Below are 23,529 nucleotides of genomic sequence, written 5' to 3'. Positions count from 1 at the left end.
TCTTTATCCACCGGCCTCCTGCGACAGAAGACTGTCCATAAGGTCGTCCAGGAATGCCGTATAGTTCCAGCCCTCACCCGGCGGGCGGAGCTGACCGAGCCGGACGACGATCAGGTTCATGGACGGCACCACCATCAGGCTTTGCCCGCTGTCCCCCAAAGCAAAAAGTGCGTCTTCCGGCACCGATTTTATCGGGGGACGATCGTTTTTGCCCTGGTGCTCCGGGTCTGCATGCCCGGCAGACCTGCCCGCATTCACATGCCAGTGGGCGCCAAAGGTGCGGTCCTTCGAGGACGCCAGCGGCGTGCGTGTATAACGCGCCCACCCCGCGGGCAGAATACGGCGGTTGTTTACAACGCCGTCATTCAGGTAGAGCTGCCCGAAACGGGCCCAATCCCGCGCGGACACATAATTGAAGGAGGTTGTCATTGGGGTCCCGTACGCATTGAACTCGATCATGGAATGCTGCATGCCCAGCGGCTTGAACAGCTCCTCCATGATAAAGCGCTGGAGGTCCGCCATGCCGCCGCCAACCCGGGTCCGAACAATGTGCATGAGGGCAAATGTATTGGCGTTTGAATACCATGACAGCGTACCGGGGGGCTGGCGCAGCCGACTGGAAAGCGCGTAATGCTCCGGGTCAAGGGACCCGAACAAGGCTGACATGGCGGGGCTGCCCATGTCGCTGCGGCCCGCATATTCCGTGTCCAACCCGGCTGACATATGCAAAAGATGCTCGACGGTAATCTCGCGACGGGGATCATGCGCGCCTTGCCAGGCGTCGACAGGGACGGGCGCCTTCAGGTCGATCATTTCTTTTTGCACCAAAATTCCGACAAGGGCATTGGTGAGGGCCTTGCCCATGGAATAACTTGCCATGGGGCGCTCGGGGCCAAAGCCCGGCGCATACGCTTCGGCCAAAAGCGCCCCATTCCGCATGATCAGCAAAGCACGGGTTCGCCCCGAGGCAAGTGCGTTTGGATTTTCCAGCGTGGCCTCTGCAAGGCCCTGCAATGCGGCATGCCGGGCGTTTGCGGTGTTTTCCGGTGCCCCCCAGGCATCCTTCTGCCGGTACAGCGCGGGGTCATGCAGATCGCCGCGAACCAGGGCGGACAGGTCATAGGCCTCGGGAACGATGCTGCAACCATATTGGCCGCGGAAAACGGCGAAACGCGTTGTACCACCGGCCGACGCTTGAGCACCCTTCACCCCGGTCTCTTCAAGGATTTCAGCCGTGACACGCTCGACAGCCGGATGGAGGTTCGGGGACGATAATTCTGCCGCTTGAACGTCCGCCGGGTCACGGCCGGCTACGAATGTCTCCGAACACAGCACCTTGGCCTGCAGGCCAGCGACATTGGCATCGAACTCTCGGCTGTAGTCCTGGCTGTAGTCCTGGCTGTAATCTTGACTGTAATCTTGACTGTAATCTTGACTGTCTGGCGCGGCACCGCAGGCGGCAAGCACCGAAAGACCGCTGGACAGGACAAGTGTGTTAAGGCGTCTCATGCATACCCCCCGACTGGATATGAAAGGCTTCTCGGAAGAAATCGCGGATAGCCAGCGTCCAGGCGATATCCCGTACGGTCTCACCGCGACGCATGAAGTGGTGATTGCGTTCCGGCATGACGATCATCCGCACCGGTTTGCGCGCAGCGGTAAACATTTCGGAAAAGGCCAGTGCATGCGCGAAGGGCGTGTTCACATCCCAGGTCCCGGTCATAATCAGCAGTGGACCGGCCAACCTGTCGGCCAGCGGATCGAGCGAAGTCAGGCGATACCCCTCCGGATTGTCGCGGGGCAGGCGCATAAACGCTTCAACCGGCGCGAAAATATGCGCCCGCGACAGCATCGCCGGGGCCGAAGACACCCCGGCACGGTAGGTCCCGGGCGCGTCCAGCATGGCCCGCATCGAGTAGTAACCGCCAAAAGACGTTCCAAAAACGCCAATGCGCCCAGGGTCGATATATCGCCGCTCCCGCACCAGGGCGTCTATGACCGCGACATGATCGGCGATCTCCACCTGTCCGAGACGGCCATATGTATGGCCCTGGAAGGCAGGACCGCGTTCCGGCGTTCCGCGCCCGTCGACAACCATGACCAGAAAACCCGCTTTGGCCAAAGCGCGGGGGTAGTGCCCCCCTATGAGAAAGGTCTTGGGCGTCCATACCGCCTGCGGGCCGGCATAGATATACTCCAGCATGGGATAGCGTTTTGACGGATCAAACCCATCCGGCTTGTAGAGCAGGCCATGGAGTTTTGTGCGACCGTCCGCAGCCAAAGCGGAAAACTCTTCCGGTGCTCGCCACAGACCGTCCTCATCGAATTCAGCGCGACTGAGCTCGCTTCTCACTTCGCTTTTCAAGGACCAAAGATAGGTGCGCGTTGGTGTCTGCGGCGTCGAAACCGTCTCAAGCACATGTGTATAGCGCGGATCAATCTGAACGGATCTGCGGCCCGGTCCGGTGGTAAGCTTACGGGCCCCTACACCGGCGACATCAATAGCAAAGAGATGCGTATCATAGGGCCGCCCCCGGTCGCTTTGCACCAGGACATACGCAATCTTCCCGGCCTCATCATAGCCAATGATCGAATGTATCCGGCCAAGGCCGTTGGTCAGTTGCCTGGCCGGCTTGCCGTCCGGCCGATAAAGGTACAGCTCTCGCGCACCGCTGCGCTCGGAGAGCCACAAAAACCCCGTTTCATTGGCAAGCGGGAAAATCGGCGCGCCGTTGGGCGCCAATGAAAAGGCATATGGATAAGCGAACGGCAGCTCGGAGCGCTCAGCGAAAACCCTCGTCCTGCGCCCGCTTTCCACATCGGCTTCCCAATATTCCAGGACGTTGCCGGTACGGGAAAGTGTAAAGTAATAGAGCGTCTTTTCATCCGCCGAAAAACGGTGAAGGCGCAGATAATGATCGTCGCCGCCTGTCTCCAGCACTGAAAGGGGTTTGCCCGCCTTAACGTCCAGGATGTGAACCCGGCCTTGCGGAAACCGGCTGCCCACGGGGGGATAGTAGGCATGGTCGATATGGTCGCCGTCCTGCCGGTGGGCCACCAGGGCGATACGCTGCGACTGGCTGAAATCATCCAGAACAGCCGCCAAAAAACGCCCCCCCGACGACCAGCGGAAACTATAGGGGTTCCAGACATGTCCGCCGAGTGTGTCCCGGCTGAGGGCATGCGCTGCACCGCTTTCCGCGCGCAGCATAAGTTCAGTCTCCCCGATTGAGACGAAGGCCGATCCGTCGGGTGAAGGACTTTCCCGCAAAACCCCATCAGGGGCCTGCGGGAAGCGCGATCCATATACTTTAGGACGGCGTGCCCGGTACTTTTCAGCCTGCGCTTCGGACAGTGCATCGAATTGTCCGGTTCGGACGTCGAGAGAGTGAAGCGCACCGTCACGCTCAAGGTAAAGTTTGGCCGTCTCGGGCTCTAACGTGCCTGCATAGAGCGACGTTCGCGCACTGCCATGCGGTGCATCGGCCCCGGCGAATACCGACATGCGGTCATAGGTCTTCAGGTCCACGCGCCAAATGTCTTCAGGCGCCGCGTTCTTTTCGGAATAATATAGATACGCCCCGTCCCTGCTCCAAAAGTGACGGATTTCCCCACCCCGCACATGATCGGCCAAACCAATCTGCTGCCGCAGGGCCGCGACATCTTCGGCAATGCCTGACGGCTCCGTCACGGCCACCGGGTTGGCACTCAAGGCTGAAACATAGCCAAGCTGGACCATGCCGCCGACAAGCAGCCCCATACCTATCCGCCATCGCGCAAATGACATTAGCGGCTTGTCTCTTCGCGGACCGGGAACCGAACGTGAGATGGATAGCGTTCGGAGCGCATGATCGTGAGCGTGGGGGATTGCTCCTGCATGAAAGGTTCAAAATTATCCTTGTCCGCGCCGGTGATGGTGAAGCGAATACGATCCCCCGCCGCGAACGCCTGAGAGAACGGAAGCAATGCGAACCGAAGCTTGACAATATTGCCCGATAACGGGCCGGCGGCTTCAACATCGGCCTTGCGATGCGTCGGCCAGGGAAGGTCGAGTGTATCATAGGGCGCGTCCCCAAGGGTCCGGTGAGACGCGCGCAGCACCCCTTCGGTGAGATACCGCGCTTCACCGTTTGCCTTGACGATTTCCACATAGGCAAACACATCGGCATCCGGCGCGGTCGAGGTGACATAGAGCTCGGCCACCGGATGGCCGACCAGGGAAAACGGCTCTTCTGCCGGCGGCGTCAGAAAGGACACGCCTTTCCTGGCATTGTCCGTGAGGTCAGGGTAGCTCAACGGGAAAAAGGACGTACCATCAATCCAGCGGGACTGTGGGCCGGTGGTTGCCGTGTAATCCACTTTGAAGCTGTCTTTCGACGATTGCGACTTTGGCGCGGCGGTGGACAAGACACCGTCACCGTCCGCGCCGCCGGACAGGTAATAGGGCACCTCCTGCACACCGTCCGTGAGGGGCCAGCTGTCTGCGAAGACCCAACGCCAATTGCCTGCATCTTCCATGATGGACACGGCATAGGACGGCTCGTCCATGATCCCGTTGTCCGCGTCCTTGAGCCAATAATCAAACCACCGCAGCATCTCAACGGACTGCAAACGGCTGCGTTCAACCTCATTCGGCTGCCGCTGGCCTTGCGCGTCCCGCTCATCGGGGTCGTGCGACCAGGGGCCCATGGCAAGCTTCTTCGGCCCCTCAAGATTGGCCATCCACAAAAACGGCTGTTTCGGCCAAAGATCTTGCCAGCCGGACCAAAGATAAACCGGTACCTTGTGCCTGTTTATCCTGGGTAGCATGGCGGCCAGTACGTTCTCATCCTCCGCGGGCTCCGCGGCATAGGAATATCCGTCGCGGTAGCGCCGTACGGGCGCGCTGGCGCGGGCCAACGCGTTAGAGTTACGCTTATGCTCCAGCATCGCCGCTGCCATACGCGTTCCCTCGGGGTCATCATCGACAGGTGGGATTTGCGGGACGGGCAAGCCTTCCGGCGCGGGCACCATCCCGTCCAGAATGGCGGTCACCTGGCTCCAACTCGTCAAAAGGCCTGCGTTCAGCACGCCGCCTGGCCGCGCCGTGAGATAGTTGTCGAAGTCCATCATGGACGGGAAAATAGCCTGGACCGCTGGGTGCGGCGCCGATATGGCCATCAGGGATGCATTGGCCCGATAGGAATTGCCCATCATTCCAAGCCGGCCGTTGCTCCAGGGCTGGTCGACGATCCATTGCGCGACATCGAACGCATCCCTGGCTTCGCTGGCGGCCTGAACGCCCGTGACCGAGCCAAACGATGCACCGGAACCACGCAAACCCACGCTGACATAAATGTAGCCGTGCTGCACAAGACTGCGAATGTAAGAGGTCGTATCCACCGGCGTCAAAACACCGTCACGGCCCGGATAGATATGCGACCTGCCGTAGCGCTGCATGGTGTAGATCACCGGCAAGGGCGTTGAAACCGCCGCGCCATTCAAGGATGGACGGACAATGTCGACCGCCAGGGCCGTGCCGTCACGCACCTCGACATAGCGCGACGTTCTCGTCCATTGATCGTATTTCGCCTGTGAATAGCCGCGATAAACGCCGAATGACGATGCCCTGTCATCGGCTGAAGGTCCATCGGTTTTCAGAACGGCCACTGAAGGTTGATGGCCGTACCCGGCCAGTGCGAGCAAAACAAGCCAAACGAAAATTTTTGTTTTGAGCATGTGGGCAGTACCTTGGCTGATCGAAGTCGACATAAGAACTTCACGAGGAACGTGTTGAAGGGACCGGACAAAAGAGCCGGCGCTATTTTTTGACCTCACGGTTCGGGACATAAGCCGTGTCCAGCCGCTGCGGATAATCTCCCACATCCTTGATGCGTTTGATTTCTTTCAGCTCCGTCATGGAAATCACGGACAGAGTATCGTCCCGGCGATTGGTCACATAAGCAAAGCGCTCATCATTGTTGAAGATAATCCAGTTGGGCTCACGGCCCACCGGGATGTCCGCAAGCCGCGTGAAGTCCGGCAAACTGTAGACCACCACATTGTCGGTGATCGAACCGGCGGAAAGCAGCATCCCGCCATCCCTGGTGATGGCGAGGCCGTGGTTGACGGTAAAGGGAAACGGTTGTTTGAGCTGGTCCGGCGTTATCTCCGGTGGCATATGGACAGTCTGTAAAATCTCGCCGGATTCGACGTCCACGACGGCAATGCCGTGCACATTCGAGAGCTGGACATAGATCAGTTTTTCATCCGGCGATATTTCGAACGGACGAACGCCTTCCGGCATGTAGATCGCGCGTTCGACCTCCAGACTTTCCACATCGATAATGACAAAGGCCTCATGGAAGATATGGCCGACATAGAGCCGTTTCCCATCCGGCGACAGACGTGTGCCATGGGCGCCCCAGCCCACATCGACGGATTTGATGACCTTTCGTTCTCTCAGGTCGATGACATCCAGGCGCGGATAATTGAAAATCGGCACAAAGAGATAACGCTCATCGGCCGACAATGTCATATGATGCGGAATGCCCGTGACCGGCACACGGAACAGCACCTCCTCCGTCTTCGTGCTGATGGCAAGCACATCCTCGTTGGTTTCACGGTTGACGTAAATGACCTCACCGTTTTTGGAGGCGATCACATCGTCGGGATGACCGCCAATCCGGCTTTCGGGAATCCGGCCGATCACTTCGTGGTCCGGTATGGAGATGACCGTGACATCCCCGCCTTTTGTGTTTTCCACGTAAAGGTATTCAGGGACGTTCTGCGCATGGGCGGCACCAACAGCCGCCATGGTGAACGACAGGATGAGGGCACGTATGGAATTTACCTTAAACATAGCCAAGCTCCCGAAGGTGGCGGATGGACGAATACGGCCTGGCCGCATTCACCGCATCGCGCTTTGGAATAACGAAGGTCTTGTCCCGCGCCGCGCCGGTGACGTTCACCGGGGCGGGCGCTGAAACCGCCGTCAAGAACACTGCCCGAAATGGATCCGACACCGTAGCCCGCCCCATGTTCATATTGATAGCGCTATCATCACAGCGTGCTCGGAAACTGTCAATGACCCCGGGCAAACCCGCACACCGCCTAAGCGCCGTGACAATCGGATATCGCCGTGGCGAAACGCCCCTGACCCACCGAACCACGGGCACCCCGCCTAAAAGCGGCTTGAGACGCGAACGCCAAAGGTACGCGGTCGCCCGGGACGCGTCGACTGCCCCGTGGAGTCGATTGAGAAGACGATGTATTCATCGAAGATGTTGTCGATGAAAAAAGACGCATCGAAGTCCTCGAATTCGACGCCCAGGCGAACACTGCCCAGGTAAAAATCCGGACGGCGGAATAAGTCCGTGCGCGCGAAGTCCTGGAAGACCTCGTTGCGCCAGGTCACATCCCCCCGCACATAACCACGCGCGCTCTCCGTAATATCGTAAGAATACTGGGCCCCGGCGGATACGACCCATTTCGGAACCTCCGGCAACGGGTCGCCGGGCTCCTGACCCGGAATATCGAACTGACCTTCGGAATTCGTTTCCGCGTCATTGTAGCTAAGCGCCAGATTAAATTCCAAATTCTCCGTTGGGCGGCCACTGAGCTCCAGTTCGGCCCCCTTGATCGTCGCACTGCCGGCATTGGTGACGAAACCCGAACCGCAAGACAGATTGACCGTCTGCTGAATGTTCTGCCAATCGATATAATACGCGGCGACATTAGCCGTGAGACGATTGCCGAACAGGGACGACTTGCTGCCAAGCTCGTAGTTCCAGAGACTGTCGCCGTCGACCCGGCCGGAACTGTTGGGATCGATCCCCAGTTCAATCAGCGAGGGAACACAGGGCCCGTCGGTAATGGGGGTCTGCTCTCGCCCGACACGAAAACCCCGCGAGGCGGACGCATAGATCAAATGATCATCATCTGGCGTCCAAGCCGCATAAAAACGCGGCGTTATCTCATCTTTGAAATTTTCGGAAATATCCGTTAGGTCCGCACCGAAGAGAAAACCGTCGGTCTGGCTGAATGTCTCGCGCCGGACATCGGTCCAACGCAGACCGACCGACAGTTCCAGTTGATCCCAGAAGGTATAGGACAGCTCGCCAAACAGCGCGAAACGCTCCTCGTTCGTCCGCGTATCCTCATCGAACAAAAAATCGGGCGCTGCGGCCGGGATAGCCCCGAGGCCCTTCAGGAACACACCCAGACTTTCCGCTGGCAGGCTCTGTTGTTCGCCCCCGTCCTGGTTAAAGTAGAAGGCACCGGCAAGCCACTGAAGCGGCGCCTCGTCATTGGACTGGAGCCTTATTTCCTGGACGAACACCTCGTTTGGACTGTCCACGAAATTCTGGTTGTCTTCATTGGTATTGGCCACCAGAACCGGCAACGGCAGGCTCAGCACGGATGATAAAAAGGCCCCGGCTTCATCCGTTCGTTGAACATGACGATCCAGATAGGTGGTCGAGGAGACAAGATCGGCAAAGCCGAAGTCATACTCGATCAGCAGGTTCGCGTATTTATCCTCTGCCGATTGCGGCTCATCGCCCGGTCGCACCTGAAGAAAATCGCCCGCCACGACGTCCGCCGTACCACTGCTGTTTGCGGTAATGTCCTGATAGTAGAATGTCGGAGATACCGTCAGGTTTTCCGTCGGCGTCCAGCGCAGCGCCAAACGCACGCTTGTCGTCTCGATACTGTTTACATTCTCCTCGGTACGTTCAACGTCCGGGTCTTGAAAAAATGTCTCGGGAAGACGGTCAATAAAGCCGGCATCTTCGCGCTGTGAGACGACGATACGCGCGGCCAACTGGTCTTGAATAAGCGGTATATTGACCATGGCGTTCACGCCATAGCCTGTACCGCCCCCCTCGACTGTGTTGACTTCCGCCAGAAACTTGGCCGCGAACTCACGCGTGTCGGGCTTGTTCTGAATATAGCGGATCGTGCCGCCCATGGAACTGGCACCAAACAGGGTTCCGGAAGGCCCGCGAATGACCTCGACACGGTTGAGATCGAAAACGGGCGGCTGGATCGAGGCGTTGCGTGAAAACGGCGCAATGACGGGTGTTTCGTCAAAGTAAACGGCAACCGTGGAGGCAGAACCCGCACCGGCCTGCCCGCCTGACAACACACCCACGCCGCGAATGCTGAGTGTCTGATTGGACGGCCCCCCGTCATTGCTGAAGAGCAGAGAGGGCGTACGCTGGGCGAAATCCTCGAATGTATTGACGCCAAGCCGTTCAAGCGTTGCCTCGTCAAACGCGGTAACGCTCAAGGGAATATCCTGCAATCGCTGAACCCGGCGTGTTGCCGTCACCATAATGGTTTCCAGCACAAAAGCGTCGGCCTCTTCATCGCCCCGGTCATCAGCCTGGTCGCCAGTCTGATCCGCCGATTGCGCGTATGCGCCGTCCATACCCGCGCAAATTGCGGCCGCGCATACTCCGGCCCGCGCCGCCAATTTCACGGCACGCATCCACGAAGCCTTTTCCTCACCCAAGGTCATCCTGGCCCCCTCCATCATATTTTTATCTCCCCAAATACAAATATGACCTATTTCGAATCATTAATTGATAGCGTTAACATAATTTTATGGGAGCGCTATCATTTTTTGAAATCGCACCATGCGAATTGCCTGATTTGTAGCAAAAATCACACAGATGAAATCACTGGTTTTTGAAGATAACAGCGGGGCTTGCACACTGTGGACACGGGACCGGAAGAAAATGCGCCTTGCGGAACCGCTTACAAAGATGGCATCACATTTCAGTCTCAAGCGTGCTAAGTCGCTTTATTTTTCAAGACACTGGAGGGGGTTGGCAGCTGACAGGATGGAAACAGTCACGCAGGCCGGGGGCGTTTTGACATGACCGGGAAAAACAAGAACCCGAAAAATACGACAAGACGCAAAAGCGGTCGCGTGCGGATTGAAGATGTGGCGCGTTTAGCCGGCGTGGGGGCCATGACCGTTTCACGGGCCATCAACAATCCGCAAGCCGTATCGGACGCAAAGCGCAAGGCCATAGAGGCCGCCATCCTGGAGACCGGCTATGTCCCGAACCTCATGGCCGGAAGTCTGGCATCGAACAGAAGCAAAATCATCGCGGTCCTGGCGCCGCTCATCAAAACGTCGACGTTTTCGGATATTTTGCAGGGCATGTCGGACACGCTGGAAGATGAAGGCTATCAGTTGCTCATTGGCAGCACGTCCTACTCCATCGAAAGGGAGGAACGGCTGGTGCGTGCGTTTTTAAGCCGGCGCGCGGACGGTATCGTTCTCACAGGATTTGCCCACACCCAGAATACGCGCAAGATGCTGGAAGGCGCCGATGTGGCGGTTGTTGAAACCCTTGAGCTGACCGATGCGCCCATCGACATGGCTGTCGGATGCTCAACCTTTCGCGCGGCAGCGGACATGGCGCGACACATGGCAGACAAAGGCTACCGGAAAATAGGTCTCATCACGCCGCCCAAGGCCTTTGATGCACGCGTCGACCCGCGCCTCAAGGGGTTTGTCGAAGGTCTCAAAGAAGCGGGCCTGCCCGGCATTGAGGGACGGCAAGTGGAAGCCGGGGAACTCAGCATTGACGCCGGCGGCCGGGCTTTGGAACAACTGCTTGCGCAACACCCCGAAACCCAAGCGGTTTTTTGCAGCGCGGATATGTTTGCGATTGGTGCCACGCTCGCCTGCTCGCGCAACGACTGGGCTGTCCCCCAACGCGTCGCGATTGCCGGTTTCGGGGACACCGACATTGCTTCACAACTGCATCCCAGCCTCACGACCATTCGGCTGAAGGGCTATGAGATTGGCAGCACCATCGCAAATCTGTTCCTGCGCAAATTAAGCGGCGAAGACATCGCCCAGAGTGTCTGGGACGTTGGCTATGAGCTCATCCAGCGCGAAAGCGTTTGACAGCTGTTTCCCCCTGCCCTGCCAGCGCGAAACCATTGGCTCTGACAGCGCTCTCTTCGGCTGGAAGTGGTGGAGGTTGGAGTTTTTGCGTCGGCCATCACCAGTAATTTGCTTTTGGGCGAATTTCAAAACAAGCTCTACTGACAACATCCAAAACCTCAAGGGTGTAAAACCCTCCGGTCAGAATATACAGAAGCAGTATTGTCATAAAACGGCCGCAATATATGCGCGCATTTATGTTATGATTGGTATTGTTCATGGCTTTTTCATATCAAGGCCTTCAATGCATCTGTTTACATCTTGGCATACCCCTGTTCAGGGCTTAAAATAACATATGGGATTATTGTGCCACCGTGACTGGATGTATCCGGTTTACGGCGGCAGGAAAGCTTGCGCGATGAATGCGTTGCACTACTGATTTACCGTGCAACATCAGAGACTTACACATCAGTTTATATGATTTCCGGGAACCGTTGAAGCCCGACTATGGAGAGCGTGCACAGGCTGATGGCGGAAAAAACAGGTGATGGTGGAAAACACGCATTCTCCCCGAAATACCTTGGCTATGTGCTCCTGCTCTTGGCGGCGGCAAATGTATTGAATTATATGGACCGCCTTTTGCTGCCGGTCCTGTTACCTGAAATCAAAAAAGACATCGCGCTCAATGACAAACAGTTGGGCCTCATAACCGGCTTCGCCTTTGCCGTATTTTATGCGTCTTTTGGCCTGCCCCTGGCCAGGCTGGCCGACACATGGAGCCGTCGCAATATCATCGCCGGATCGTTGATCGTGTGGAGTGTGATGGCCAGCCTCACTGGCGCGGCACAGAATTTTCTCCATCTTGTGCTGGCAAGAATAGGGCTCGGCATCGGCGAGGCGGGCTGCATCCCGGCGTCGCATTCCCTGCTCAGCGATTATTTTTCTCCCTCGAGACGCCCGGGCGCCTTTGCCATATATTCGGCGGGCGCGACGGTCGGTGTCATCGCGGGGCTGGCACTTGGCGGATTGTTGTCGGGCAGCATTGGCTGGCGGCTGACATTTGTGGTTTTGGGCGCGCCCGGCATTCTTTTGAGCATCGTTATCTTCTTCACATTGACCGAGCCGCCACACGGCCATGCGGACGGTTTTCAGGCGTCTCCCACCGCCCCGTCCATGAAAAAAGCCGTCCTGCTGCTGTGGGCGCGAAAATCCTTTCGGAACCTGCTCTGGTATTTCGCCGTCATGTCTTTGGCCGTGTCCGGCTTCAGCCAGTGGATTCCATCATTTTACAGCCGGTCCTTTCAATTGAGCCAAAGCGAGATAGGCATTCTCTTCGGTCTGGTTTTCGGCCTGGGCTCAACGGTGGGCATACTGGCAGGCGGGTATCTGGGGAACCGCCTCATGCGGAACGACCCGAAAAAGGTCGTCACGCTTTGTATCTTTGCATCCCTTGTTGCCTTTCCCTGCTGGCTCGGCATGACCCTGTCCCCATGGGCCGGGCTGTCACTGTGTTTCAACCTTGCCGCCACGATCGTCACCACCTTGCCAAGCGGGCCTGCGATCGCAATGGTTCAGGGCGTGGTTCCCCCTCGTGTCCGCGCCACTGCCACGGCGTCCATCATGTTTGCCGCCAGCATCCTGGGCATGGGTGTCGGACCGTTCGTTATCGGCCTGCTCAGCGATTTTCTAACGCCGGCCCATGGCGATGAAAGCCTGCGATACGCCTTATCCGGCGTCAGCATTTTTACGCTCGCGCCCGTTATGTTCCTGTGGACCCTGAGAAAGACCCTAAGCGGGGATATGACCCGTCAGGATGCGCTTGCTCAAACGAGTAGCCGCGCGACCAGAACCCCGACGAACGTGCCGGCACCGTAGCCCAGCAGCCCGGCCAGCAGCCCCGGCGTCACAAGCGCGTTCCAGCCGCGTGCGGCCGCAAGCGCCGCTGCCGTCGTCGGACCGAGGATGCAGGCGTTCGAAGCCGTAATCGTCTCGGCGAGGCTAAGCCCCATAAGGCGCGCCAATGGAAACAACAGGGCCGCATGAATCACCACGACGATAAGGGCAAACAGCATCACCTGGCCGGAAACGCTGAACAGAGTTGACGCATCCGCGCCCGCCCCGACCGCCGCGAAAAACAAATAGGCACAAATCATTCCAATGGCATGGGCGCCCTGCGTGTACCGACCGAGGAACCGCGCGAACAAACCCGGCAGAAGCGCGAGCCCGGACACGAACAAAATACCAAAGGCCTTCATGCCCAAGACACCGGCCAGCCAATACCCCGCACCGACAATGACCGCACTCGTGCAAAGTGCGGTTGCCAGTGAAAAAAGGGTGGGCCGATCTTCTCCGTCCGCCGACGCCGGCCCCTGCAAGTCGCCTTCCGGCCCAGACCCGCCAAAGACACGGCGCATCACGGAAAGGGCCGGCAGGGCCGCCAGCACGAGGAGATATGACTTGCCCACCAAGGAGTCAGCCGCAAGCGCGGCGGACAACAACACGCTGTCCGGGAACGCCAGCGCTTCGGACGCCGCCGCGAAATTCAGCGTACCACCGATATAGGTTGCCGCGAAAATACCCGCCAGATCCGCTTCCAGCGGCCCGAGATCGAACCATAGCACCCCAACCAGAACACCCAGGACCGTTGTCACGGCACCGACGGCAAAGGCGGCGAGCGTTTTTCCCGTTTCCGAGAAAATCTCAAACAGGTTCACGCGCATGAGAAACAGCGGGATGGCAAGCGGGACCAGATAGCGCTTGACGTAATCGTAAGCCGGTGCGTGTTTCGGAATAATGTCCAGGTTGGACATAAGGATCGCAAGACCGCCCGTCCACACGACCCCCGTCAACAGACGCCCGAACCGGGTCCGTTCGGCGGCAAAGCCGATCCACGCCAGAACGGCGACACAGGCAAAGACGAGATAATCGTCTTCCGGCGCAATGAGCGACACGCCTTGTCTCCTACCCTGTCTTTATATGGGACGAGAGGAAGGCTTTCGAGGCTTCCAAAAGCGGTGGCAGGTCATGGGCGCAGTTCGGAACAATCGTCAGGTCCGCGGATAGACCCAGCGCGCCATACTCTGATTTGAGGGTTTTGATGCGTTCCAGCCGCGTCGCGCCATAAGCGCTGTACGCGGCGTCGCCCATACCCATTTCATGGCGGCTGTAAATCTCATAGGGAAAATTGTCAGCCTCGCCGCAAATGAGCTGGACAGCCGTGCGTGACAGCACGTCCGGCTCAAGCGTGACATCGAAAAGACCGTGAATATCCCGCGTTCCGACCCACCAGTCATATTGATCGGACGGTAACGTCACAAAGCCGGGTGCGGCAAAGCTCATGGCACGGAATTTTTGGGGCCAGAGATACAGCAGCCGGTGGCCGAATTGCGCGCCGCCGGAAAATCCGAAAAACACAAGCCCGCTAAAATCGACGCCCACATGGCCTGCAAACTCGGCAATCATTGCAAAAAGCGCGTGGTCATAGCGAACGTTATCGCCACGCAGATATTTGTACTCCTCGTCGGGAACGTCCGTTGCCGTGTCCATGGGGAAAAGCGGTGCGATAACGAAACAACCGTGCCGCTCGGCGAATTCACAATACAGATCGCGGAAATCCTTGGGATTTCGGCTGGACCCGTGGACGGCGACGATTAATGGAGCGGATGTGCGTTTTTCCGCCATGAATCGAACCGGGATATAGGGATAATAACTCAGCTGTGGATGGGCCTGGCAGCTGACCGCGCCCAGTGCCCCCGCAATCGGCTGCATGCGGGTTTTGTGAAAGACCGTCTCGGGCAAAATATGGCGCAAGACATCCGGCGTGGCCCAATTTTTCATCTCCGGCGTTATTTGCGACAACAGGGCCTCGCACAGCTGGTAGCGTGCCAGAAACCCGCGATCATCGAGCAGCAGCTCCTGCCTCAGCATCGTGGGGATAACATCCGCGAACGGCTCAAGCCCCGGTCCGAGAATCCGGTGTAGTTCATCGTTTTGATGCGTGGACATTGCCCTGCTCCTTTGATGCCTGCCGCATCAGCTTCAGCATGATTTTCGTCGCCAAGGCCCGGTTGGCGGCATGCGCTCCATTTGTCAGCGCGATCACAGCCAGACCATGGTCACGCGAGAAGACGACATAGGCGTGATGGCCGTCATTGTGCCCGCCATGGGTGTAGACAGTGCCGAAGGGGCCGAAAGCGCCTATGCGCCAGCCAAGCCCCATTTCGTAAATGAACTCACCCTTCGCCACAAAAGCCGCATGCCGCGTGAGCAGAAGGTCGATGACGTCCTGTGACAGAGCGGCACCGGGCCGCCCCGCCTCCAGCAGGGCCGCGACATACCGGGCGAGGTCTTTCACATTGGATGACAGGCCAAGTCCGCCGGTCACCTCGCCGAACGTCCAGGGGGGAATCCGGTAATAGGTCCTGCTTCCAAGCGGAAAGACCTTGTAATATTCATCGTCGCCATAGGCATAAGGGGTTGCCATGCCGGCATCGCGCGCCGGCGAGGTGCGAACGAAACTGTCCGCCATGTGCAACGGGCCCAGAATGTGCGCGTGCAGCGCGTCGGCAAATGTTCTCTGTCCAACCGCCCGCGCCAGGATATAGCCGGCAAGGTGCATTCCAAGATTGGAGTAATAGTAGCGCTCGCCGGGAGCAAACAGCGGCGGCGTTTGCGCCAGGCCGTCATGGAGCTGTTCAAGCGTGTAGGGCTCGGCGATGGTCGGATCGAAGCCATCCGGCAGCCCCGGAACCGGAATGTTCTTTCGGTTGGCAGGGTTGGATGGCAGTCCGGAACGATGGGTCAGCAGATGGCGCAGGGTGATACGCGCGGTCCCCTTCACGCCTTGAAAGCACAGATCGGGGGCATAGTCGGTGACCGGTGCGTCCAGATCCACCTTGCCCCGCGCCGCCAGCTTTGCAGCCAGAAGGCCGACAAATGTCTTGGTGACCGAGGCAATCTGGTACAGCGTTTCAGGCGTCGCGGGCTGCCCGGAGACACGATCCGTCACGCCGTACCCCTTCAACAGTGCCGGCCGGCCGCGTCGCAGGACGGCGATCACGATCGATGGACTTTTGAAATCGGCGCGCGCCTGCTCGACGGTCTCGTCAATCCAGGCGTCCGGAACGATTGCATGAGGGTCGCTTTTCGCCGCGCAGGCGGCGGCCATGGATGCCGCGCATAAGCATATTTGCACAGCCCGGACCCGCAGCGTCATTTTACGCCCCCGTCTGGCGCTTCGAGCCAACTGGAAAATGACTTTGACATGATGAACAAAAGCGCGGCGGCGCACAGACAGCCGAAAGCTATCCCGCCGAAGACGGCGCCATCCGGCACGGACTGGGTAAGCGAGCCCACAAGACCGCTGCCGTAATTCGCAACGGCCGTGCACAGAAACCAGAAGGAGAGAACAATGCCGACCATGCGCAGGGGCGCATATGTATTGACGAAATTAAGACCGACAGAGTTGATGCAAAGCTCCCCCAGCGTGACAAAAAGATAGGCCCCCACAAGCCACAGAGCGGCACTTCTGCCGTCCACGGCATACAGCCCTTCAAAAAAGGCCCCGACCATCAATCCGAAACCGACGGCCGTCAGGACGAAACCAATTCCAAATTTCTGCGCCTGATTGACGCGCCGGCCCAGTCTGAGCCAGACAATCATGGCCGGCGGTGTCAACACGACGATAAAAAATGGGTTGAGAGATTGGAACCATGTGGCCGGGATCTCAAACCCAAGCACGGCGCGATCCGTATGCTGCGCCGCATAGATATTGATCGAACCGCCCGATTGCTCGGCTGCGAGCCAATACAGGCCGCTGAATATCCCCATGACGGCAATCGTCAGGAGCCGGCGACGTTCAGCGGGGCTTAAGTCAGCACGGCGGCCATGCCGCGCGCGATGGGCACGCGCGGGCGGCATATGCGGGATCCGACCCAGATAGGCATTTTGCTTCCAGTTGTAGATCAAGGCGCCAATGACCATGCCGACACCGGCGGCTGAAAACCCGTAATGCCAGCCATATTTTTCACCCAATGTGCCGGCGATCAGCGCGGAGAACATGGCGCCCAAATTCACCGCGATCTGGTATAGAAAAACACCGTTTTCGCGGTGGGGGTCATCACCGGCATATAATCTGCCCAGCGCCGCATATGTGCTCGGTTTAAAGAACCCGGTCCCAAGGACGATCAGGCCGACCGCCAGATAGAAGCTGTAACTCGCACTGAGATACGCGGCACCGAGTGCGGAGGCCGAGACACCGGCGGTCCGGGCCATTGCAGCAAGCCTCGCCGCGACCTCCCCGGTTGTGGCGAGAGCGCCCATGGCAAGGTCCGGCGAACTGTGAAGCAGGGCATGCAGCGGCACCCCGTGAAGCTGACCGATGAGCCAGGGGAACAACACCGGCCCGGTCATCAGGAAATGACCGGCGCACATCAGCATTGCTCCCCAAAACAAAGCGCGGCGCGGCCCAAGGTGATGGTCCGCCAAATATCCTCCGATAATAGGGGCCGCATAGGCCAAACCGATATAAGCGCCGTAAAAGCGAAGGGCCTGCCCCTCGCCCCAACCGAACCCCCCTTGGGTTGCCGGGGCGATGAGAAACAGGACAAGCAGCCCCCGCATCCCGTAGAAGCTGAATCTCTCCCACACCTCCACGGCGGCGATAAGATAAACCCCGCCGGGGTGGCCTAAAAAAGTCCGGCGCAGGGACATGTTTTTTTGGCCTGCCATGTCTTGCCCCGCCGCCATCGAAATCCGCCCCTTTTTTCCAAACCCACAAAGCTTTCATCGTCGAAAGGACGCTATATGATAGCGCTATCATATAGCAACAGAATTGTATCGCCGGACCAAACCGCATCCCCGGCAACCGGAACGGCCGTCACTGAAGGTACGATCATTCGCGAACACCGTTGACCAGCAGCACGGCGATGACGAGTGGCAGAACCCACCGCATGAGAAAGCGCCAAACAATGTAGGCACGCCCCTGATAAGGCCATCCCAGTTCGTCCGCCATCTTCTCGGCGGACAGCACCCGGCCCGCGAACACCGCAACCAAAAAACCGCCGACAGGCAGGCCAATACCGGATGTCAGTCTGTCGAAAACATCGAAAAACGTCGCTGTTTCATACCCCGGGAGCATTTTAAGCGGATATATATGCGCCGCGTGGTTGAATGAAAAAACGGTCGCCAGACCGACCGCCCAACACAACAAAGCCGCTCCAAACGCGCAGACACCTCTCGGCAGCCCCTTCTCGCGGCCCCAGGCCACCTGCACTTCCAGCAGCGCGATCGACGAGGTGATCGCAGCGACAGCCAACAGGCAAAAAAAGCCGCCAAGCGCCAGGACACCGCCAAAACTTGCCAGGGCCGCGGGCAGCGCCACAAAAACGAGTCCGGGTCCCTGTGAAGGGGCAATACCATAGGCGAAGACAAAGGGAAAAATTGCCAGTCCCGCGACAAGGGCAATGATGGTATCGGCAAAAACGATGATGTATGCGGTGCGCGGTATCGAAACCGACGATGGCAGATATGAGCCATAGGTCAACATGGCAGCCATACCGACGCCGACGGAGAAGAAAGCCTGCCCCAGCGCGTCGACAACTGTCTGTCCGTTCAAGGCGGAAAAATCAGGCTGAAATAAAAACCCGAATGCCTGACGGCCCTCTCCAATCCAGACGCCGTAAACGGCAAGCGCGAACAGCAGCGCGAACAACAATGGCATTAAAAAAGACACCACACGCTCGATGCCATTGTGAAGCCCGCGCCAGATAATGCCCATGTTGATCAGCAAGAAAACGCCCTGCCAAAACACAAGCGTGACGGGGCTGGCCAGCAGGCGGGAAAAAACCGCCTCTGCCTGCCTGTGATCGATGCCGGTCAATGCGCCGGAAAGGGCAAGATAGATATAGTGGAGAATCCACCCCCCGATCACGCAATAAAAGGACAGGATCATGAAGGCCGTGAGCATCGCAAGGCCGCCCGCCAGGGACCAAAAAGGCCGGGACGCCTTCTCCCGGCTGGCCAGGCGCGCGAAGGCCGCCACCGGTGTACCACGGCCCTGACGACCAAGCGCAAGCTCCGCCACTACAATCGGGCCGCCTATGGCGGCAACGCAGAGAACATAAATCACGACAAAGGCGCCGCCACCATTCTCGCCGGCCAAATAGGGAAAGCGCCAGATATTCCCCAGGCCAACGGAAAAGCCGGTGGTCGCCAGAATAAATCTGACGCGCGAAGACCAGGTTACGGCCCCCGCCACTAGCCGGTCTCTTTCAAGACGGCGGCAAAGGCTTCCATAAACCGGTCCACATGGACAGATGTCGTGACAAGGGGCGGCCTGATCTTTAGGACGGTCTCATATTTGCCCGTCGTGCTGATCAATACGCGTCGATCGCGCAGGGCATTGACGATCCCCAATGCCAGGTCGCGGCTTTCGCCGGCATCACCGCCGGGCACCCGCATCTCAACCCCGACAAAGAGCCCCGCCCCCCGGACGCTCGCGATCCGGTCGTCGGCGATATCGGTCAGGACGGATTTCAGATACGCGCCCACGGTTGCGCTGTTTTCAAGCAACGCCTCGTCGCGAATGACATCCAGCACAGCCAGACCGTTTTCCGCCGCCACACTGTTGCCGGCAAAAGTGTTGAAGTAACGCGCGCCTTTGCCGAAACTTTCAACCACATCGGGGCGCACGACCAGGCCCGCCATGGGATACCCGTTGCCCATGGGCTTGCCCAGGGTCGCGATATCCGGCACCACCCCATGACGCTCGAACCCCCACATGGCGTCCCCGGTGCGGGCAAAGCCCGGCTGCACTTCATCGGCAATGAAAAGACCGCCGGCGGCACGGATCGCGTCAACGGCTTCGGCGAGAAAGCCGGACGGATCAGGAAACACACCGTCGCTTGAAAACAACGTATCGACAATAAGGGCTGCGGGCCTGATACCTTGACGCCGCAGGTCGGCGGCGGCGTTTTGAACGTCCCGCGCAAAAATCCGGCCCACCTGCTCCCGGCCGCTGATATTCATGCAATCCGCGGGCGCCTGTACGGTCCGAACATTGGGGTTCAGCGGAACGGACACACCAAGATTTGGAGACATGCCGGACGCCACATGGGTCGTCCCGTGATAGGCATGTTCCGTAACGATGATCCCTTCGCCGCCGGTATGATGACGGGCGATTCTAAAGGCCAGGTCATTTGCTTCGCTGCCGCTGCAGCAAAACATGACCTGGGACATCTCCGCCGGGAACAACCGCGTCAAGCGCTCGGAATATTGGATAACACTGTCATGCAGATAGCGGGTGTTGGTGCACAGAAGCGCTGCCTGACGGTGCATGGCCTCGACCACGCGGGGGTGGCAGTGACCAAGGGAGACGACATTGTTGTAAAAATCGAGATAGCCGTTGCCGTCTCTGTCATACAGCCAGACCCCTTGCCCGCGCACAAACGCGACCGGCCTGGCATATGATAGCCGATACGCGGGCCCCATCGCATCGCCGCGCCGTGCAATAGCCGTCTGCATCTCAGCGGGCAATTCAACGGCACCGGGGACGAAACTGTTGGGTGTGGTATCGCTTTTCATGCCTATGACTGCCCTGTCAATTGCTGGATGCCTTGCGGCGTCAGTCCGGCCCTGTCCATACGGTCCATGCGCTCCAGCCCGGCCCAGGCACCGGGGTTGTTCCGCAGGATATAATCCGCGTTGCCGGGAAACAGATCGGCGCGCCAATGGGTGATGAGAATTGTCGTCAGAAACCGCGCCGTCATAAGGTCAGGCACGATACACAGGTCTTCGGACGTACAAGCGGCGTGCCCGGCATAGCCGGACACGAGATCCGAGATCAGCGATACGACATCGTCGCAGCGCGCCAAAAGATACGTGGCGGCAACGGCAAGCTCGTTAATCGCGGGCGCATAAACAATATCGCCGAAGTCAAATATGCCCGCGAAAGAGGCGGTGCCCCTGACATTGACGAGCACATTGCCCGGATTCGCATCATTGTGAATGATATGCCGCCGGCGCTTCCCAAGCGTTGGCCGCACATGCGTTTCAAAATGTCTCAGATGACGTTTCAGGACATCGCGGCGCCCCTTGTCAGGCACATTGTCCAAAAGCGGCGCCAGTCGATGAACGTTGGTGGAATCCCACAGTATGGGTATATTTTTATGAGGGTGGTCGAAGTCATCCAGTATGCAAGACAGTCGTCCGAGGGCAGACCCGATCGACCGAACGAGCGGAGATGAAATCTCCGCATCGCCAAGCGGCAGTCCGTCCAGATAGGTCAGGAGCCTCACATTGCTCGGCTTACCAGTCCCATCGGTCACAATGGTATTGAACCCGCCCCCGACGGTTCGCACGATTTTGGGCGCGGGAAAATCGGGAGCCCGTTCATTGATATGATTCAGAACGCAGCTGTTGAGATCGACGGCGGCAGGCGGTTCGGCGGCATTTGACACCTTCAATGTAAAACGGCCGCCATCCGTATCGATCCGGAAGTTCGCGTCACGCTCCGAGGCAAGGGCGGTGATGTCGTGTGGATGAATACCGTATGCACGCTCCAGTAACGCGGCCACCTGTTCGAAGCTCAGGCGCGGCGGCGGCGATACGAACAGGTCCCTATCCAACGGTAGGCTTGCGGCACCACTCATATCCTGCGCCGCCGTGGCCACAAGCCACACGCCTCGCCTGAAGTGGATGTGAAATTCAAAACCATGAAAAGCGACCGCCCCTCAAAGGCAACACGGACAAAACCGGAGAAAATATGATAGCGCTATCATTGCACACTGGAATGTGGCATGAAAAGGAGAAATATGAACCAGGGCCTGTCGCGGCGGCGCATTTGGTTTGTTGCAGGCGGGGACCCTTGGGGGACCGCACAGTGCCATGGCGCCGGTATGTGGCAGGAAACGGACAGGAGTGGGCATTTGAGCGAGCGTAAAAACCTGCGGGCACGGATCGCCAGCGCCCCGCAAACGCCCCCGTCCCCGGCAAGGAGGAGGACCTGGGCGGTGGCTGCATTGATCTGCGCCGGCATCTGGGTCCTTGGCTTCACCGGTGCGGGCCGCGCCGGATTCGAGGCGGGCGGACAAGCCCGCAACACCCTCATACGCGGCGGCATTCTAATCGACGGCAGCGGCGCACCACCGATCGGACCTGTCGACATTCACATCAGAGACAACCGGATCGACAGGGTCGTCTGGCGCCGTTTCGGGGCCCCTGACGGCGGTAAACCGCCGCCTGACACCCGCGTTATCGACGCGGCCAATCATTATGTGCTGCCAGGATTTGTGGACCTTCACGGCCATTTGCGGACCCGCGTCCCGGCAGACTATATTCACATGTTGTGGCTCGCGCACGGCATCACGTCGGTCAGAGATCCCGGCTGCCATCGGGGCATCGTCTTCTGTGTCGAACAGAAGGACCGCAGCCGGAAGAACGCCGCGCCGATGCCGCGTTTCTTTCCCTATGTTCATACAAATCTCGACCTTCTGGGTCTGGCCGAACGCCCCGGATATGGCTGGAGCAAGGGTCACGCCCTGACGACGGCGGAGATGGCGCGCGCCTATGTGCGGTACGCGCGGTCCCAAGGCGTGGACGGTTTCAAGACCTATGGGCTGCCGCGACCCGTCTTTGCCGCCCTGGTCGATGAGGCGCACAAGCAGAAACTGGGGATCGCCACCCACCTTATGCAGCTTTGGAATGGAGAAACCAACGCGGTAGAGGCCGCTGAACTGGGCGTTGATTCCATCGAACACTGGTACGGCGTGCCTGAAGCGCTCCTGAGCGGGTCGGACCTCCAGCCGTACACGCCGGACTATAATTTCTTTGACGAAATCGCCCGCTTTTCGGACTGGGTGGGCATCTGGGAAAAAACGGTACATCCCGGATCACCGAAATGGGAGGCCGTTTTGGCATCCCTGCTTGAAACGAACGTCACTCTGAATCCGACGCTTGCCATCTCCGAAAGCATGCGCGACACACTGCGCGCCGCCAACAAACCCTGGTTCAGGCACTATGCCCACCCGAATGTATTGAAAGCCTTCGAACCCAATCCGGAAAAGCATGGCGGATTTTTAGACCAATGGACCTCCAGCCACGAGGCCGCGACCTATGCCGCTTTTCACAAGTGGTTCACGTTTCTCAATGCATACAAAAATTTAGGGGGGCGGGTTACGCTGGGGACGGACGCAGGTGTGTTTTTCGCACTTTACGGCTTTTCCTACATCCGTGAAATGGAGCTTCTGCAGCATGCCGGCTTCACACCGCTTGAAGTCATTCGCGCGGCCACATGGCACGGTGCGCAGGTGATTGCGGGCCCGACGGGCAAACCGGCGGAGTTCGGATTGATCAGGGAGGGATATCTCGCCGACCTCCTCGTTATTGACGGCAATCCGCTGGAGAATTTTAAAATACTGGGTGCGATGGGCGTTCCCGCCTCCCGATCCGAAGACGCAAGCCCGCGCCAGACAACCGCGATCAAATATGTCGTCAAGGACGGGCACATATACATTCCGGCGGAGTTGTTGAAAAACGTGAGAGAGATGGTCGCACAGGCCAAACAGGCAGAAGTCTCTAAAACCTCTGGGGATTCAACTAACTAGGCTCAGCTCCCATTGATTTGTGCTGAGGCGCGAACCGTG

The 23,529-nt window shown here is 58.7% G+C and carries 16 protein-coding genes; 3 read left to right on the top strand and 13 right to left on the bottom strand.

Annotated features, from left to right (window positions below):
• Positions 1–3: 3 nt before the first annotated feature.
• The 6 genes from BXY39_RS12465 to BXY39_RS12445 form a co-directional block, all read right to left on the bottom strand.
• The gene (locus tag BXY39_RS12465) at positions 4–1,509 is read right to left on the bottom strand and encodes a serine hydrolase domain-containing protein (RefSeq protein ID WP_121939209.1); all 1,506 of its coding nucleotides are present in this window, start codon (positions 1,507–1,509) and stop codon (positions 4–6) included.
• Complete coding sequence (locus tag BXY39_RS12460) at positions 1,496–3,760, bottom strand: S9 family peptidase (RefSeq protein ID WP_170163822.1); 2,265 nt, start codon at positions 3,758–3,760, stop codon at positions 1,496–1,498. Before BXY39_RS12460 ends, BXY39_RS12465 begins: the two co-directional genes overlap by 14 nt.
• A gap of 26 nt (positions 3,761–3,786) precedes the next feature.
• Positions 3,787–5,718 (bottom strand): CocE/NonD family hydrolase, encoded by a 1,932-nt coding sequence (locus tag BXY39_RS12455; protein ID WP_170163821.1) that lies wholly within the window; start codon positions 5,716–5,718, stop codon positions 3,787–3,789.
• Between the two features lie 82 nt (positions 5,719–5,800).
• Positions 5,801–6,841, bottom strand: coding sequence for a YVTN family beta-propeller repeat protein (locus tag BXY39_RS12450; protein WP_170163820.1), 1,041 nt, complete (start codon positions 6,839–6,841; stop codon positions 5,801–5,803).
• Positions 6,834–6,977, bottom strand: a complete 144-nt coding sequence (locus BXY39_RS19355; RefSeq protein WP_170163819.1) for a hypothetical protein — start codon at positions 6,975–6,977, stop codon at positions 6,834–6,836. Before BXY39_RS19355 ends, BXY39_RS12450 begins: the two co-directional genes overlap by 8 nt.
• Before the next feature lie 185 nt (positions 6,978–7,162).
• The gene (locus BXY39_RS12445) at positions 7,163–9,502 is read right to left on the bottom strand and encodes a TonB-dependent receptor (RefSeq protein WP_170163818.1); all 2,340 of its coding nucleotides are present in this window, start codon (positions 9,500–9,502) and stop codon (positions 7,163–7,165) included.
• A 360-nt stretch (positions 9,503–9,862) separates the two neighbouring features.
• On the opposite strand from BXY39_RS12445, the gene BXY39_RS12440 reads away from it, so the two are divergent.
• A complete protein-coding gene (locus tag BXY39_RS12440; RefSeq protein ID WP_121939204.1) occupies positions 9,863–10,909 on the top strand; it encodes a LacI family DNA-binding transcriptional regulator in 1,047 nt (348 codons plus the stop codon).
• Positions 10,910–11,416: 507 nt separating this feature from the next.
• On the top strand, positions 11,417–12,763 hold the full coding sequence (locus tag BXY39_RS12435; RefSeq protein WP_170163817.1) for a spinster family MFS transporter: 1,347 nt from the start codon (positions 11,417–11,419) through the stop codon (positions 12,761–12,763).
• On the opposite strand, the gene BXY39_RS12430 is transcribed toward BXY39_RS12435, so the two are convergent.
• The 7 genes from BXY39_RS12430 to BXY39_RS12400 all read right to left on the bottom strand — a co-directional run bounded on the left by BXY39_RS12430 (position 12,712) and on the right by BXY39_RS12400 (position 21,567).
• Positions 12,712–13,839 (bottom strand): DUF819 family protein, encoded by a 1,128-nt coding sequence (locus BXY39_RS12430; protein WP_121939202.1) that lies wholly within the window; start codon positions 13,837–13,839, stop codon positions 12,712–12,714. The genes BXY39_RS12435 and BXY39_RS12430 overlap by 52 nt on opposite strands.
• A 10-nt stretch (positions 13,840–13,849) precedes the next feature.
• Positions 13,850–14,893, bottom strand: coding sequence for an alpha/beta hydrolase family protein (locus BXY39_RS12425; RefSeq protein WP_121939201.1), 1,044 nt, complete (start codon positions 14,891–14,893; stop codon positions 13,850–13,852).
• Positions 14,871–16,055, bottom strand: a complete 1,185-nt coding sequence (locus BXY39_RS12420; RefSeq protein WP_170163816.1) for a serine hydrolase domain-containing protein — start codon at positions 16,053–16,055, stop codon at positions 14,871–14,873. The genes BXY39_RS12425 and BXY39_RS12420 overlap by 23 nt, the downstream gene beginning before the upstream one ends.
• Positions 16,056–16,099: 44 nt before the next feature.
• Positions 16,100–17,617, bottom strand: a complete 1,518-nt coding sequence (locus BXY39_RS12415) for a peptide MFS transporter (protein ID WP_170163815.1) — start codon at positions 17,615–17,617, stop codon at positions 16,100–16,102.
• A gap of 163 nt (positions 17,618–17,780) precedes the next feature.
• Positions 17,781–19,145 (bottom strand): sodium-dependent transporter, encoded by a 1,365-nt coding sequence (locus BXY39_RS12410; RefSeq protein ID WP_121939198.1) that lies wholly within the window; start codon positions 19,143–19,145, stop codon positions 17,781–17,783.
• A complete protein-coding gene (locus BXY39_RS12405) occupies positions 19,145–20,470 on the bottom strand; it encodes an aspartate aminotransferase family protein (protein WP_121939197.1) in 1,326 nt (441 codons plus the stop codon). Before BXY39_RS12405 ends, BXY39_RS12410 begins: the two co-directional genes overlap by 1 nt.
• Before the next feature lie 2 nt (positions 20,471–20,472).
• Positions 20,473–21,567 (bottom strand): phosphotransferase, encoded by a 1,095-nt coding sequence (locus BXY39_RS12400; protein ID WP_121939196.1) that lies wholly within the window; start codon positions 21,565–21,567, stop codon positions 20,473–20,475.
• A gap of 246 nt (positions 21,568–21,813) precedes the next feature.
• On the opposite strand from BXY39_RS12400, the gene BXY39_RS12395 reads away from it, so the two are divergent.
• On the top strand, positions 21,814–23,490 hold the full coding sequence (locus tag BXY39_RS12395; protein ID WP_170163814.1) for an amidohydrolase family protein: 1,677 nt from the start codon (positions 21,814–21,816) through the stop codon (positions 23,488–23,490).
• Positions 23,491–23,529 lie beyond the last annotated feature (39 nt).

The organism is Eilatimonas milleporae (assembly GCF_003688555.1).
Lineage (GTDB): Bacteria > Pseudomonadota > Alphaproteobacteria > Sphingomonadales > Kordiimonadaceae > Eilatimonas > Eilatimonas milleporae.
The sequence above is the reverse complement of the archived record's forward strand: the minus strand, read 5'-3'. Positions and strand labels throughout refer to the sequence as shown.